The 13,332-nt window shown below is 65.0% G+C and carries 12 protein-coding genes and 1 tRNA gene; 5 read left to right on the top strand and 8 right to left on the bottom strand.

Features of this window, described 5'->3' with window-relative positions; translation table 11 throughout:
- Positions 1-84 precede the first annotated feature (84 nt).
- Positions 85-3,579, top strand: a complete 3,495-nt coding sequence (locus tag V9L18_RS12370) for a bifunctional proline dehydrogenase/L-glutamate gamma-semialdehyde dehydrogenase (protein ID WP_337347469.1) — start codon at positions 85-87, stop codon at positions 3,577-3,579.
- A 114-nt stretch (positions 3,580-3,693) separates the two neighbouring features.
- Here V9L18_RS12370 and V9L18_RS12365 read toward each other — a convergent pair whose 3' ends face one another.
- Together V9L18_RS12365 and V9L18_RS12360 are read right to left on the bottom strand one after the other, a co-directional pair.
- Positions 3,694-4,008: a hypothetical protein gene (locus tag V9L18_RS12365; protein ID WP_337347468.1), complete on the bottom strand. Its 315-nt coding sequence runs from the start codon at positions 4,006-4,008 to the stop codon at positions 3,694-3,696.
- Between the two features lie 176 nt (positions 4,009-4,184).
- The gene (locus V9L18_RS12360) at positions 4,185-5,039 is read right to left on the bottom strand and encodes a LysR substrate-binding domain-containing protein (RefSeq protein ID WP_337347467.1); all 855 of its coding nucleotides are present in this window, start codon (positions 5,037-5,039) and stop codon (positions 4,185-4,187) included.
- A gap of 167 nt (positions 5,040-5,206) precedes the next feature.
- Here V9L18_RS12360 and V9L18_RS12355 point away from each other — a divergent pair, with 167 nt between their 5' ends.
- The gene (locus V9L18_RS12355) at positions 5,207-6,574 is read left to right on the top strand and encodes an MFS transporter (RefSeq protein WP_337347466.1); all 1,368 of its coding nucleotides are present in this window, start codon (positions 5,207-5,209) and stop codon (positions 6,572-6,574) included.
- Between the two features lie 54 nt (positions 6,575-6,628).
- On the opposite strand, the gene V9L18_RS12350 is transcribed toward V9L18_RS12355, so the two are convergent.
- Together V9L18_RS12350 and V9L18_RS12345 are read right to left on the bottom strand one after the other, a co-directional pair.
- On the bottom strand, positions 6,629-7,783 hold the full coding sequence (locus V9L18_RS12350; RefSeq protein ID WP_337347465.1) for a N(5)-(carboxyethyl)ornithine synthase: 1,155 nt from the start codon (positions 7,781-7,783) through the stop codon (positions 6,629-6,631).
- Entirely contained in the window at positions 7,780-7,920 is a 141-nt protein-coding gene (locus tag V9L18_RS12345) for a hypothetical protein (protein ID WP_165478350.1), read from the bottom strand. Before V9L18_RS12345 ends, V9L18_RS12350 begins: the two co-directional genes overlap by 4 nt.
- Positions 7,921-8,182: 262 nt before the next feature.
- Here V9L18_RS12345 and V9L18_RS12340 point away from each other — a divergent pair, with 262 nt between their 5' ends.
- Positions 8,183-8,560: a hypothetical protein gene (locus V9L18_RS12340; RefSeq protein WP_337347464.1), complete on the top strand. Its 378-nt coding sequence runs from the start codon at positions 8,183-8,185 to the stop codon at positions 8,558-8,560.
- 58 nt (positions 8,561-8,618) lie between these two features.
- Here the strand turns inward: V9L18_RS12340 and V9L18_RS12335 are convergent.
- Positions 8,619-8,692 (bottom strand) — tRNA-Gly (locus tag V9L18_RS12335).
- A gap of 242 nt (positions 8,693-8,934) precedes the next feature.
- On the opposite strand from V9L18_RS12335, the gene V9L18_RS12330 reads away from it, so the two are divergent.
- Both V9L18_RS12330 and dcd read left to right on the top strand, forming a co-directional pair.
- Positions 8,935-9,378 (top strand): SRPBCC family protein, encoded by a 444-nt coding sequence (locus V9L18_RS12330; RefSeq protein WP_337347463.1) that lies wholly within the window; start codon positions 8,935-8,937, stop codon positions 9,376-9,378.
- 114 nt (positions 9,379-9,492) lie between these two features.
- Positions 9,493-10,068, top strand: a complete 576-nt coding sequence (gene dcd / locus V9L18_RS12325; RefSeq protein WP_337347462.1) for a dCTP deaminase — start codon at positions 9,493-9,495, stop codon at positions 10,066-10,068.
- 58 nt (positions 10,069-10,126) lie between these two features.
- On the opposite strand, the gene V9L18_RS12320 is transcribed toward dcd, so the two are convergent.
- From V9L18_RS12320 to V9L18_RS12310, 3 genes are all read right to left on the bottom strand, one after another.
- A complete protein-coding gene (locus tag V9L18_RS12320; RefSeq protein ID WP_337347461.1) occupies positions 10,127-11,308 on the bottom strand; it encodes a cation:proton antiporter in 1,182 nt (393 codons plus the stop codon).
- A 5-nt stretch (positions 11,309-11,313) separates the two neighbouring features.
- Positions 11,314-11,796, bottom strand: a complete 483-nt coding sequence (locus tag V9L18_RS12315) for a cation:proton antiporter regulatory subunit (protein WP_337347460.1) — start codon at positions 11,794-11,796, stop codon at positions 11,314-11,316.
- Between the two features lie 100 nt (positions 11,797-11,896).
- Complete coding sequence (locus V9L18_RS12310; RefSeq protein ID WP_337347459.1) at positions 11,897-13,300, bottom strand: MFS transporter; 1,404 nt, start codon at positions 13,298-13,300, stop codon at positions 11,897-11,899.
- Positions 13,301-13,332 lie beyond the last annotated feature (32 nt).

The raw sequence follows: 13,332 nt of genomic DNA, 5'->3' as shown, positions 1-13,332 counted from the left end.
AACATCGCTTTATCTTATGTGACTGCGGGCTCATACTGATGAAGAAGACCAGTTCAGAACCCAAAGAAAGAACGAGTACCAGCCATGACCAACATTGCTATGGAGCCCGGCGTGAACCCCGGATCCGCGCCCCGCACAGCTGACGTTGACGTGCCCCAGGCGCGTGCCCTCGCGGCCGAAACCATCGGGCTGGTGCGCCGCTGGCTGACGGAAGCTTCGAAGGTTCCCGTGGATGCCTCGGCCCAGCAGCTCGCCGGTGTCCTCAAGGATCCCAACGGCCTGGAGTTCACCGTTGGTTTCGTCGATGGCGTGGTCCGGCCCGAAGACCTCGCCGTCGCCGCCCGCAATCTCGCAGCCCTCGCACCCAAGGTCCCGTCCTTCCTGCCCTGGTACATGCGCCGCGCTGTCCAGCTCGGCGGCGCCATGGCCCCGGTCCTGCCGCAGGTTGTCATCCCCATTGCCCGGCGCGTGCTCCGCGAAATGGTGGGCCACCTGATCGTTGACGCCACCGATGCCAAGCTGGGCCCGGCCATTGCCAAGATCCGCAGGGACGGGATCAAGCTCAACGTCAACCTCCTGGGCGAAGCCGTCCTGGGTGAGCACGAAGCCTCCCGCCGGCTCGAGGGAACCCACACTCTCCTGGCCCGCCCGGACGTGGACTACGTCTCCATCAAGGTCTCCTCCACCGTGGCACCGCACTCGCCGTGGGCATTCGATGAGGCTGTGGAGCACGTTGTCGAAAAACTCACCCCGCTCTTCAGCCGTGCCGCCTCCTTCCCCAAGGCCAAGTTCATCAACCTGGACATGGAGGAGTACAAGGACCTGGACATGACCATTGCGGTCTTCACCAGGATCCTGGACAAGCCGGAGTTCAAGAACCTCGAGGCCGGTATCGTGCTCCAGGCCTACCTCCCGGACGCGCTTTCGGCCATGATCCGCCTCCAGGACTGGGCCGCCGAGCGCCGCGCCAACGGCGGCGCCGCCATCAAGGTCCGCGTGGTCAAGGGCGCCAACCTGCCCATGGAACAGGTGGAATCCTCGCTGCATGACTGGCCGCTGGCCACCTGGAGCACCAAGCAGGATTCGGACACCAATTACAAGCGCGTCATCAACTACTCGCTGCACCCGGACCGGATCAACAACGTCCGGATCGGCGTGGCCGGCCACAACCTGTTCGACATCGCCTTTGCCTGGCTGCTCGCCAAGCAGCGCGGCGTGGAATCGGGGATTGAGTTCGAGATGCTGCTGGGCATGGCGCAGGGCCAGGCCGAAGCGGTCAAGCAGGACGTCGGTTCGCTCCTGCTCTACACCCCCGTGGTGCACCCGGCCGAGTTCGACGTTGCCATTGCTTACCTGATCCGCCGCCTCGAAGAGGGCGCCAGCCAGGACAACTTCATGTCCGCTGTCTTCGAGCTGAGTGAAAACGAAGTGCTCTTCGAGCGCGAGAAGCAGCGCTTCCTCGCCTCCCTGGACAAGCTCGACGACGCCATCCCGCCAGCCAGCCGGCAGCAGAACCGCAGCCTGCCGCCGCAGCCCCTGCCGCACGATTCATTCAAGGACACCCCGGACACGGACCCGTCACTGCCGGCCAACCGTGACTGGGGCCGGGCCATCCTGCAGCGCGTCCCGTCTTCCACCCTGGGCAATGCCGCTGTAGAGGCCGCCACCATTACGGACGCGGACACCCTCAACAAGGTCATCGGCACCGCCGTCGAAAAGGGCAAGGCCTGGGGCGCCCTCTCCGGCGACGAGCGGGCCGAGATCCTCCACCGCGCCGGCGACGTACTCGAGGCCCGCCGCGCCGACCTGCTTGAGGTCATGGCGTCCGAAACGGGCAAGACCATCGATCAGGGCGACCCCGAGGTCAGCGAAGCCGTGGACTTTGCCCACTACTACGCCGAGTCCGCGCGCAAGCTGGAAAAGGTCGACGGCGCCACGTTCGTTCCAGCCAAGCTCACCGTCGTCACTCCGCCGTGGAACTTCCCGGTGGCCATCCCGGCAGGCTCCACCCTTGCGGCACTCGCCGCCGGCTCCGCCGTCGTCATCAAGCCTGCCAAGCAGGCCCGCCGCAGCGGTGCCGTGATGATCGAAGCCCTGTGGGAAGCAGGCGTCCCCAAGGATGTGCTGACCATGGTCCAGCTCGGCGAGCGTGAGCTCGGCCAGCAGCTGATCTCGCACCCTGCCGTGGACCGGGTGATCCTCACCGGCGGCTATGAGACCGCCGAGCTGTTCCGTTCCTTCCGCAAGGACCTGCCGCTCCTGGCCGAGACGAGCGGCAAGAACGCCATCATCGTCACCCCCAGCGCGGACCTGGACCTGGCCGCCAAGGACGTTGCGTACTCAGCGTTCGGCCACGCAGGCCAGAAGTGCTCCGCAGCGTCACTGGTGATCCTGGTGGGCTCGGTGGCCAAGTCCAAGCGGTTCCACAACCAGCTGATCGACGCCGTCACCTCCCTGAAGGTTGGTTACCCGGAAGATCCCACCAGCCAGATGGGTCCGATCATCGAGCCCGCCAATGGCAAGCTCCTCAACGCCCTTACCACCCTGGGCGATGGCGAAACCTGGGCGGTGGAGCCGAAGAAGCTGGACGGCACGGGCCGGCTGTGGAGCCCGGGAGTTCGCCACGGTGTCCGGCGCGGATCCTACTTCCACCTCACCGAATTCTTCGGCCCGGTCCTCGGCGTAATGACAGCTGAGACGCTGGAGGAAGCCATCTCCATGCAGAACCAGATCGAGTACGGCCTCACCGCCGGGCTGCACTCTCTCAACCCCGACGAGCTCGGGATTTGGCTGGACTCCATCCAGGCCGGAAACCTGTACGTCAACCGCGGCATCACCGGTGCCATCGTGCAGCGCCAGCCGTTCGGCGGCTGGAAGAAGTCCGCTGTGGGAGCGGGCACGAAGGCTGGCGGACCGAACTACCTTGTCGGCCTCGGTGACTGGGTCAGCGCCGAAGCCTCCTCCACGGCAGCTGTCACCAACGCCGCTGTCCGCCGGATCAGGAACGCGGCAGCCGGTGCCCTGCAGCCTGCCGAGCTTGAGGCGCTTGAGCGTTCCCTGGCCTCCGACGCCCAGGCCTGGACCGATGAGTTCGGCACCGCCAAGGACGTTTCCGGCCTGAGCGCGGAGCGGAACATCTTCCGCTATCGTGCGCTGCCGGTCACCGTACGGCTCTCCGAAGGTGCGCCGCTGGCGGACCTGGCGCGGACTGTGGCGGCCGGCGTCCTGGCAAACTCGGCACTGACTGTGTCCACCGCCGTCGAACTTCCGGTTCAGCTCCGCTCGGTACTCACCGGCCTTGATATCACCGTCACAGTGGAGTCCGACGCCGGCTGGCTGGCAACAGCTAGCCGCCTCGCGGCTGCGGGCAAGCTGTCCGGTGCACGGATCCGCCTGATCGGCGGTGACGCCACCGCCCTGGCGGAAGCCACCAACGGACGTCCAGACCTGGCGATCTACCCCCACCCGGTCACGGAGGCCGGACGGGTTGAGCTGCTGCCGTTCCTGCACGAGCAGGCTATCAGCATCACGGCCCACCGTTTCGGCACGCCGAACCATCTCTCGGATGCCCTGATCTGACGCCGAAGACCCCTGCGCAAGCGAACGGCCCGGCGGCCACCTTCGGGTGGCCGCCGGGCCGTTTTGTTCTAGTAGTAGTGGTATCGGCCGCGCCCAGCGCGCCGTGGGAGCAAGTTAGCCCAGGTACCAGCCCGGGGGAGCCCACGATGCAGGAACGCTGTGAGCGGAGAAATCCTCGCAACGGGTGCAGGTGTAGGCGACTTCGCCCAGGGTCCTGACCACCCCGTCACGCCGGTAAACCGGAGGAATGTACGACTCAAGATAGATGAATTCGTCGGTTCCGCACTTATCACAGGTGGGCTTTCCGACGTATTCGGACTCCGTGGTGGCCATCCCGCCACCGAAATGGGAATGGTGGGTGACCAGTGGCCGGGTGGTATGCGGATGCGGATGCGCTGAGTGGAAATGGGAGTTACTGGCTGTCTTCATTGGCTGCCTATCCCGAGCGCGACCGGCCCATGGGTTGCAGGCGCGCGCTCGTTTTGTCAAAACCGGCCTCTGCTTGACCCATGGGAATCCAGCATAGGCGATGCGGGCTTCCGCATCAATGGTTTTGGCCAAGCCGGTGCCCCATGCAACGGGCCGCGGGGCGTGTCCGGAGACCCTTAGGCCGACTTCTTGAGGGTCCTGCCAACGATGGCTTGGGTCAGGGCGTCGATTACTTCGGCGTTGGCCAGCGGGTTGCGGATCAGGGTGAAATCGACGTCCCCGACCGGCGGGAGGTCGAAGCGCCGGGTGATGATTTTCAGGTCTTCCGGAACCAGCGACGACGGCATCACCGCGACGCCGATGCCGGCTCGGACCGCCGCCAGAACGCCGCTGATTTGCCGCGTGGTGCACGTGATACGCCAGGTCCGGCCATGGGATTCCAGGGCGTCGATGGCGAGTTTCCTGCTGAGGCTGGGGGAGGGGTAGGCGATCAGCGGTACCGGATTTCCGGGCTCCAGCGACGTCTGGTCCAACCCCACCCAGGAGAAGGAATCGTGCTGCACTACGGTGCCGTCCTTGGCTCCGGCCACCCACTTCACGAACACCAGGTCCAGCTGGCCGGCATTGAGCTTCCTGTAGAGCTGGTCGCTCTGCCCGACGGTGAGCTCGAGGTTGATCTGCGGATAGATCTGGCGAAATTCCCGCAGGATCCGGGGCAGCCCGGTAATGGCGAGGTCGTCCGCGGTGCCGAAGCGCAGCCGCCCGCGCATGGCGGAGCCGGAGAAGTAGCGCGAGGCGGCATCATGGGCGGACAGGATGGTGCGGGCGAACCCGGCCATGGCATCGCCGTTATCTGTCAGCCGGACATCGCGGGTGTCCCGCGTGACCAGGACCCGCTTGGCGGCCGCTTCAAGCTTGCGCACGTGCTGGCTGACGGTGGGCTGGGCTAACCCCAGCCGTTCAGCGGCCTTGGTGAAACTCAGTGTCTCCGCGACGGCGAGGAACGAGCGGAGCTGGGCGGGTTCGAACACGAAGGGCTCCTTGTGGGTCTCTGGTGCGTGGGCCGGGCGTGGCAGGTCCGAGCGGCTGTATTACGTTGCGCAATGCGAGTTATAGACGCAATAACCCTACATAATCATGGCCGGTCAGCCTAGCGTTAAGGGCATCCCAACCCGCCCGCTTACTTGAGGACACCCCTGTGGCACCCCCACCGCCATCGTCGGCAACCGTCAGCCAGCCCGTCATCGACTCCGCCAGTTCCGAAACCCAACCCATCGCCGTCGTCAGCGAACGGCTCCCCTGGAAACACACATTCATCTCCCTCAGGGTCCCCAACTTCCGCATCTTCGCCATCGGCCACTTTGTGGCGGTGATTGCGATCTGGATGCAGCGGATTGCCCAGGACTGGATGGTCCTGGAGCTGTCCGGTTCAGTGACCGCGGTGGGCATCACCGTGGCGTTGCAGTTTATGCCCTCGCTCATCCTGGGTCCATGGGGCGGCATGATGGCGGACCGGTTTGCCAAGCGGAAGATCCTCATTGTCTGTCAATGCCTGGCCGCGGTCCTGGCGACGGCTCTCGCTGTCCTCGCCCTCACTGGCGCAGTTCAGGTCTGGCACGTCTACGTCATTGCCCTGGTGCTGGGCCTGGTTACGGTGCTGGACCAGCCCGCGCGGCAGGTCTTCGTCAACGAACTGGTGGGGCCCAGGTACCTGCGCAATGCCATCAGCGTCAACTCCACCACGTTCCAGTTGGGCGGCCTGATCGGCCCGGCGCTCGCGGGCCTGATGCTGACCGCCGTCGGCGCCGGCTGGGCCTTCGCCGCAAATGCGCTGGCCTGCTGCTCCACGGTGGCCATGCTGCTGCTCCTACGGAAGGACCAGCTGTTCGTCAGCACCCCGGCGCCCAAGAAGAAGGGCATGCTGCGTGAAGGGCTGCGATACGCGCTGAGCAAACCCACCATTTACTGGCCGTGGCTGATGGCCGGGTTCATCGCCGTTTTCGCCATGAGCCTGCCGGTGCTGCTCGCAGCCTTTGCCGATCATGTGTTCGACGTCGGCGCCGGCGGCTACGGCCTGCTGAACGCCTTGGTCGCGCTGGGTGCCCTGTGCGGCGCCATCGCGTCAACCCGCCGCCGCCAGTTGCGGCTTCGCTCGGTGGTGTTTTGCGCCGGAATGTACGGCCTCATGCTGTGCCTGGCTGCGCTGGCGCCGTCGATGGTTTGGTTCAGCGTGGTGATGGTGTTGTCCGGCTTCTGGTGCCTGATGTTCCTGACCGGATCCAACCAGCTGGTCCAGGTCAGCTCGAACATGGGTATCCGCGGCCGCGTCATGAGCCTGTACATCATGGTGCTGATTGGCGGCCAGGCTATCGGCGGTCCCATGCTCGGCTGGATTGCCGAACACGCAGACCCGCACATAGCTCTGCTGGTGTCGGGCGGGGTACCGGCACTCGCCGCGTTGACCGTCGGGGTTGTCCTTGCCCGCAAGGGGGCGCTGAAACTTCGGGTAGACCTGAAGGACCGGCGCCACCCCGTGCGGATCGTCAGCCGTCCGGCGCCGGCCTAAGAAGCCAGCGGCGGCAGCCTGGTCCGCCTGCGGCTGCTAAAACCTGCCCGGGACCTAAGCAGGCAGGTGAGGGTACTCCGCCTGGCGCTGCTGGAACTCCAGGACGTCCTTGTTCAGGACCACGCCGTCGCGGATTTCGATGGCCCGGGAAATTGTTTCGTTCCCGTCCCACTCCTCCGGACCGCCGATGACCGTCTCCAGGAAAGGCAGCACGGCCTGGCTGATCTCCCAGCTGGACGAATTCCAGAGGTAGGAGGGGCTGTGGTCCACCGCGTAGTAGTTGATGTGGTTCCCGATGGTGAACATCGGTTCCGCGAACGTGGTGGACCGCGCCCAGCTGAAGCCCATGCCCTCGTCGCAGGACACGTCGACAATCAGGCTTCCAGGGCTGAACGCCTCCAGGTCCTCTGTTCGCAGGTAGGTGAGTGGATTATTGGGATCCTGCAGCGTGCAGTTAACTACGATGTCGCTCTCGGCCAGGAACGGAGCCAGCGGAACCCGGCCCCGCTCGGTGATGACCTGGCTCAGGAAGGGGGCCTCGTCGTCGTGATCAAACTGCACGATGTTGACCGAGTGGATCGGGGCGCCCACCGCGGCAACACCGCGGTTGGTCAGCACCTGGACGTCATGGATGCCGTGGGCATTCAGCGCGGTCACCGCGCCGCGGGCAGTGGCCCCAAAACCGATCACGACGGCGCTGAGGCGCCGTCCGTAATCGCCGGTTGAACCGGTCAGCGAAAGGGCGTGAAGGACTGAGCAGTATCCCGCGAGCTCATTGTTCTTATGGAACACGTGCAGGCCAAAGCCGCCGTCGCTGGCCCAGTGGTTCATTGCCTCAAAAGCGATCAGCGTGAGCTTCTTATCGATGGCCAGCTGGGTAATGGCGCGGTCCTGGACGCAGTGCGGCCAGCCCCAAAGGACCTGGCCATCGCGCAGCTCGGCCAGGTCCGCCGGCTGCGGCTTGGGCAGAAGTACGACGTCGGCCTCCGCCAGCAGCGCTTCCTTGGTGGCCATTTTCCCCACGAGGGTGGAGAGGTGGTCATCCGAGATGCCGAAGCGCTCGCCGTAGCCCTGCTCCAGGATCATGCGCTTGCGCACTTCGGGGTCAATCCGCTCGAAATGCAGGGGATGGATGGGGACGCGGCGCTCGTCGGGTTTCCGTGTGGATGCCAGGACGCCCAGGCTCAGCTGGGTTTTATGGCCACTCACTTCTTTTTGGCGGCCTTGCTGGACGTGATATCCAGGGAGCTGGCCGGCGCTGCGGCTGCCCGCTTGTCGGCACGCTTTTCCTTGATGGACTTGCCGGCTTTTTTGGATGCTGCTTGACGCGGGGACTTGTCAGCCATGTTTGCTCCTGTAGCGGAACCGAAGAGGTTCCTGACTTCTGACGATACACGGCAGCACCTAACGGGCCCCCGCGTGCGGACGGCAGGCAACACCCAGGCATCGGCCCGACAGGTTGCTCCGACAAGTGCTCCGACAGGTTGATCCGACAGGTTGATCCGACAGATTGCGCGGCGGTCATTGCGTCCGAGGGTTCCCAATGTGAAAATGACGCTCTGGGTACTGGGAAGGGCAGGCCCGCTTAGTCATCACGGGAACAGCACCATGGGAACCATCGAGATCCACAACACCGTCCTTATTCCCTGCAGCCGGCCGGAAGTTTACTCCTTCTGCGTCGACCCGCAGGCGCGCGCGGCAGTGCCTGGGCAGGAGGATCAAGTGCCGCGTTTCGAGGACCTGGTGACGGACCGGTCCTGGACCGAGACGCTGGAGAGCCGGACCGAAACGATTACGTGTTCCTATGTGGTGTATCCAGTGGCCGACAGCACGCGCATGACGGTCACCGCACACTACGATCCCAAGGGACTCGGGCGGGTATTTTCCGGAGCGAAGGAGGCCGCATACCGGAAACAGGAGGCCGCCCGGCTGGCTGCCCTCAAAAAGGCTTTGGAGCGCCAGGTGAGGCTGGGGACAAAAGGCTAGTCCCGGCGTCGTCCGCACCAAGTGTGCGGATCCCTGCAGAACTGTGCTGATCACGCTGTGGAGCGGCTGACGGGAATCGAACCCGCGTATCAAGCTTGGGAAGCTAGCGCTCTACCATTGAGCTACAGCCGCATGTGCCCCCGATTTGGGCGGGGCAGAACTTAGCTTAGCGCAGTTGGGCGGCCCCGCTGTCAACGACGCCCGCGATCCGGCCCGTGTCTGCAGGGGCACCCGGCGTCATCCAGTAACTCTTCAATAACGTACCCGTCCGTAGCTAGGTTCACGGCGAAACGTCTGACTACTCTGAACCGGATAGCTGCGGTGTCATGGGGGAGGCGGGCTATTGAAAGTCAGACGTCGAACAAAGGATTCCCATGGCCTTCGCAGAGCACGAGGTACTCATCCGTCGTGACGCGATGGCCGTTTACACTTTCTTGGTTGACGGGTTGAACCTTCCGCAGTGGCGGGACGGGATCCGCAGCATCGACCTCGCCACGGGGGCAGCCGGTACTAAGGGCGCCGTGTACCAGCAGACCCTGGCCGGCAGGTCCGGACGGCCCGTTGCCGGAGACTTCGAAATCACCCAGGCCCGGCCGGGTGCCGAAATACAATTCCAGGTCATCGCCGGACCAGCCAGGCCCTCCGGCGGCTATTACCTCAGCACTGAGCCGGACGGAACCAGGGTCAGGTTTGCCCTCGAGTTCCAGCCCAAGGGGATCAAAAGCCTCCTGAACACCATGGTCCAGCGGACCATGAAGGCCGAGGTGGCCCAGTTGGAGCGGCTCAAGCACGTCCTGGAACTCCAGCCGGCCACTTAGGCCGCGTTTCGGCGGCGGGTCCGTTCCGCCGTCGGGCATTCCAAGGCGTCACAGCCTGAAGCTTTCCCGCCCGCGGGCAGCAGTGGGCACCGCGCATGCGGTATTTTGGGAGGCGTGCTGATCTCTGACCGCGATATTCGTGCCGAAATAGACTCCCAACGGATTGTCCTTGAACCGTACGATGCGGTGATGGTCCAGCCGTCCTCGGTGGATGTACGCATTGACCGGTTTTTCCGGCTCTTCGACAACCACAAATACGCGCACATCGATCCCGCAGAAGAGCAGCCGGAGCTGACCCGCCTGGTGGAGGTCGAGGACGGTGAGCCGTTCATCCTGCACCCGGGGGAGTTCGTGCTCGGCTCCACGTACGAGACCGTGACCCTGCCGGATGACATTGCGGCACGCCTTGAAGGCAAGTCCTCACTGGGGCGCCTCGGCCTGCTCACCCACTCCACCGCCGGTTTCATCGACCCCGGATTCTCCGGGCATGTGACTCTGGAACTGTCCAACATGGCAACGCTGCCCATCAAGCTGTGGCCCGGCATGAAGATTGGCCAGCTGTGCTTCTTCCGGCTGACGTCCGCCGCGGAATTCCCGTATGGCTCCGGTGAGTACGGCAACCGGTACCAGGGCCAGCGTGGCCCGACCGCCAGCCGCAGCCACCTGAACTTCCACCGCACCCAGATTTAACCCCTCGGCGCGGAATTCGGGTCGGGCGGGACGGGCTGCGGGGAATTGGCGTCGGCGGCTAAGCCTGTGCGGGCACCCGGGCCGGGCGGCCAAAGGCCTTGACCGCCGGCTCCACGTAGCGGGCGGCCAGCGGCCCGATGATGGCCATGAGCAGGACGTAGGCGGTAGCCAGGGCGGCCAGTTCGTCAGGGACAACTCCGGAGGCAACGGCCAGGCCAGCGATAACAATGGAGAACTCGCCGCGGGCAATGAGGGCCGCACCCGCGCGGAAGCGTCCCGGGCGGGCGATTCCTGCCCGCTTGGCAGCCCAGATTCCGGTGACCATTTTCGTGACCGCGGTGATGATGGCCAGGACAAGGGCCCAGCCAAGGACCGGCGGAATGGATGTCGGATCAGTGTTCAGCCCGAAGGCCACAAAGAAAATCGCTGCAAACAGGTCGCGCAGCGGTTCAAGGATACGGGTGGCACTGTGGGCCGTGGCGCCCGATATAGCGATGCCGAGCATAAACGCCCCCACCGCCGCTGAGACCTGCATGGCGGATGCAACGCCGGCAACCAGCAACGCCGCCCCCAGCAGGTTCAGGAGGAATACCTCGGAGTTTTCGCTGTGGACGGCCTGGGACACCCGGTGGCCGTGCCGCAGGGCCACCATCAGGACTATGGTGACCACCGCCAGCGAAATCCCCACCGTGGTCAGCCCGCCGAGGAAACTGACCCCAGCCAGGGTGGCGGTGAGGATGGGCAGGTAGACGGCCATGGCGAGGTCTTCGAACACCAGGATCGACAGCACCACTGGGGTCTCGCGGTTACCGATCCGGCCGAGGTCCGTAATCACCTTGGCGGCGATCCCGGACGAGGAAATATACGTCACACCGCCCATCACCATCGCACCGACTGACCCCCAGCCCAGTAGCAGGGCCAGCGCGGCGCCTGGAACGAAATTCAGGACCAGGTCAAGGACACCGGCCTGCCAGGACCTGCGCAGACCGGTGAAAAGCTCGGCAGCCGTATATTCCAATCCGAGCATAAGCAGCAACAGGATGACGCCGATTTCACCCGAGAGGTGGGCGAATTCCTGGATGCCTTCGAGCTTCATCACCCCACCGGCGCCGAAGGCGAGACCGCCCACCAGGTACAGCGGGATGGGGGACATTCCGATCCGTCCGGCCAGCCTGGCCAACAGGCCAAGGCAGAACACAACGGCCCCCAGTTCAATGAGGGTCAGGGCCAGCGGGTCCATGTCGGCTATCCGTTGCGGAGGATCTCGGCGGCGTCGTCGAGGCCTTCTTGCGTACCGACGGCGACGAGCAGGTCACCCGAGTGAAGTACGACGTCGGGACCCGGCGACGGGAGCACCTCGCCTTCACGCATGATCGCCACGATGGAGACACCACAGCGCGTGCGGATGCACGCTTTGCCCATCGGCTGGTTCTGGAACGGGGAGTCCGGAGCGATGGAGAACTGCCTCGTGACGATGCCGGGGACATCCCTGTGCTCTTCCGTGAGCTTCATGGCCAGATGCTGTCCGCCCAGGAGGTTTCCCAGGGTGGCTGCTTCATCCCCGGTGAGGGGAATGGACGCCTGGCACGTGTCGGGATCATCCCAGGTGGAGACGATCAGCTCCGTCTGGCCTTCCCGCAGCTCCACGACGCCAATGCGGCGCCCTGAAGCAGTCATAAAATCCTTCCGCCGGCCAAGGCCGGGGAGGTCCGTCTCATCCACGTTCATAGCTCCAGCCTAATCCGCGGGCGGCTCTTTGGGGCGTGCGCCGCCCAAGTCGCGGCCGCGGGGGCCCAAGTTCGTCCGCGCGGGGTTAAAGGGCGCTGCCCTAGGCCGCGGGGACGACGGCGATGGGGGCCTTGTCCGGCGACTTGACCGGCAGCAGGACCAGCAGGCCGGCGAGCAGTACCACCATGATGCCCAGGATGCCCCAGCGCTGCGCCTCACCCGGTGCCACCAGGGGCGTGGCCAGCGCGATGCAGAGCGTGAACAGCGAAGGCGCCAGGAAACTGACGGCACGGCCGGTGGTGGCATACAGGCCAAAGAGCTCCCCGGACTCGCCGTGGGGTGCGAGCCTGGCAAGGTAGGCCCGCGAGGAGGACTGGGCCGGGCCGACGAAGAGGCAGAGGAACAGGCCAAAGATCCAGAAAGTGGTGCTGCCCGCCCACTGCATGCCAAAGAAGAAATAGTCTCCGTTGCCGAGCACCAGGATGGCGGTCCCGGCGATCAGCAGGCCCACCAGGGAACCGATGATGACGGCTTTTGGCCCCACCCGGTCATCCAGGAAGCCGCCAATGACGGCACCGACAGCCGCCACGACGTTGCCGAAGATGGCGAAGAAGATGACTTGGGAGAGTTCAAAGCCGAAGGTTCCGGCGGCGATGATCCCGCCGAAGGTAAACACCGCGGCCAGGCCGTCACGGAAGACCGCGCTGGCCAGCAGGAAATAGATGGTGTGCGGGCTGGTGGCGTAGATGGCCTTGATCCGGCGGACCAGCAGGTTGTAGGAGGCCAGGAAACCCAGGGACTTGGCCTGCCTGGGCCGCGGGAGTTCCGGAACGGCGAACAGGACCGGCAGCGCGAAGACGAAGAACCACAGGGCGGAGAACACGGCAACCAGGCGGATGTTGAGGCTGTCCTGGGTGGACGCCCCGAACCAGTCGAAGCTCGGCTGGACGAACAGTTGCAGGACAACAAGGAGGGCAACGATGCCGCCGAGGTAGCCGCTGGCCCAGCCGAAGCCGCTCACCTTTCCAATGTTCCTCGGGGTGGAGACCTGCGCGAGCATGGCGTTGTAGTTGACGCCGGCAAACTCGAAGAACACGTTTCCCAGTGCAATGAGGGACACGCCAAGCAACAGGAACTCCGGCCTCGGGAACACAAAGAAGCACAGTGCCGTCAGGATGGCGACGGCGGCCGTGTTGACTCCCAGCCACAGCTTCCGGCGTCCGCCTGCGTCCGAACGTTGCCCGGTCACCGGGGCGAGCACGGCGATGGCGAAGCCGGCTATGGCCAGCGCACCGCCCAGGACTGCCGAGGCCTGGTCCTCGCCGCCGAAGGCGTTGGAGGTCAGGTACACGGTGAAGACGAACGTGGTCATCACGGCATTGAAGGCGGCCGATCCCCAGTCCCAGGCGGCCCAGGCGAGGACGCGGCCCTTGCTGGTCGCCTTGTTTCCTGCTTCGAGTTCCGATGGCGGCTGCATGGCCTCAGGAGCGCTGGCGGTGTTCATAGGCTGAATCGTATCCGCCCGTGGCGAACAAC

Source organism: Pseudarthrobacter sp. CCNWLW217 (assembly GCF_037203985.1).
Lineage (GTDB): Bacteria > Actinomycetota > Actinomycetes > Actinomycetales > Micrococcaceae > Arthrobacter.
This window is presented reverse-complemented; position numbering and strand designations above follow the sequence as displayed.

Coding starts and splice junctions, on each gene's coding strand:
- V9L18_RS12370 (WP_337347469.1), top strand. CDS start 85: ATGACCAACATTGCTATGGAGCCCGGCGTGAACCCCGGATCCGCGCCC.
- V9L18_RS12365 (WP_337347468.1), bottom strand. CDS start 4,008: ATGAAGACAGCCAGTAACTCCCATTTCCACTCAGCGCATCCGCATCCG.
- V9L18_RS12345 (WP_165478350.1), bottom strand. CDS start 7,920: ATGGCTGACAAGTCCCCGCGTCAAGCAGCATCCAAAAAAGCCGGCAAG.
- V9L18_RS12340 (WP_337347464.1), top strand. CDS start 8,183: ATGGGAACCATCGAGATCCACAACACCGTCCTTATTCCCTGCAGCCGG.
- V9L18_RS12330 (WP_337347463.1), top strand. CDS start 8,935: ATGGCCTTCGCAGAGCACGAGGTACTCATCCGTCGTGACGCGATGGCC.
- V9L18_RS12320 (WP_337347461.1), bottom strand. CDS start 11,308: ATGGACCCGCTGGCCCTGACCCTCATTGAACTGGGGGCCGTTGTGTTC.
- V9L18_RS12315 (WP_337347460.1), bottom strand. CDS start 11,796: ATGAACGTGGATGAGACGGACCTCCCCGGCCTTGGCCGGCGGAAGGAT.
- V9L18_RS12310 (WP_337347459.1), bottom strand. CDS start 13,300: ATGAACACCGCCAGCGCTCCTGAGGCCATGCAGCCGCCATCGGAACTC.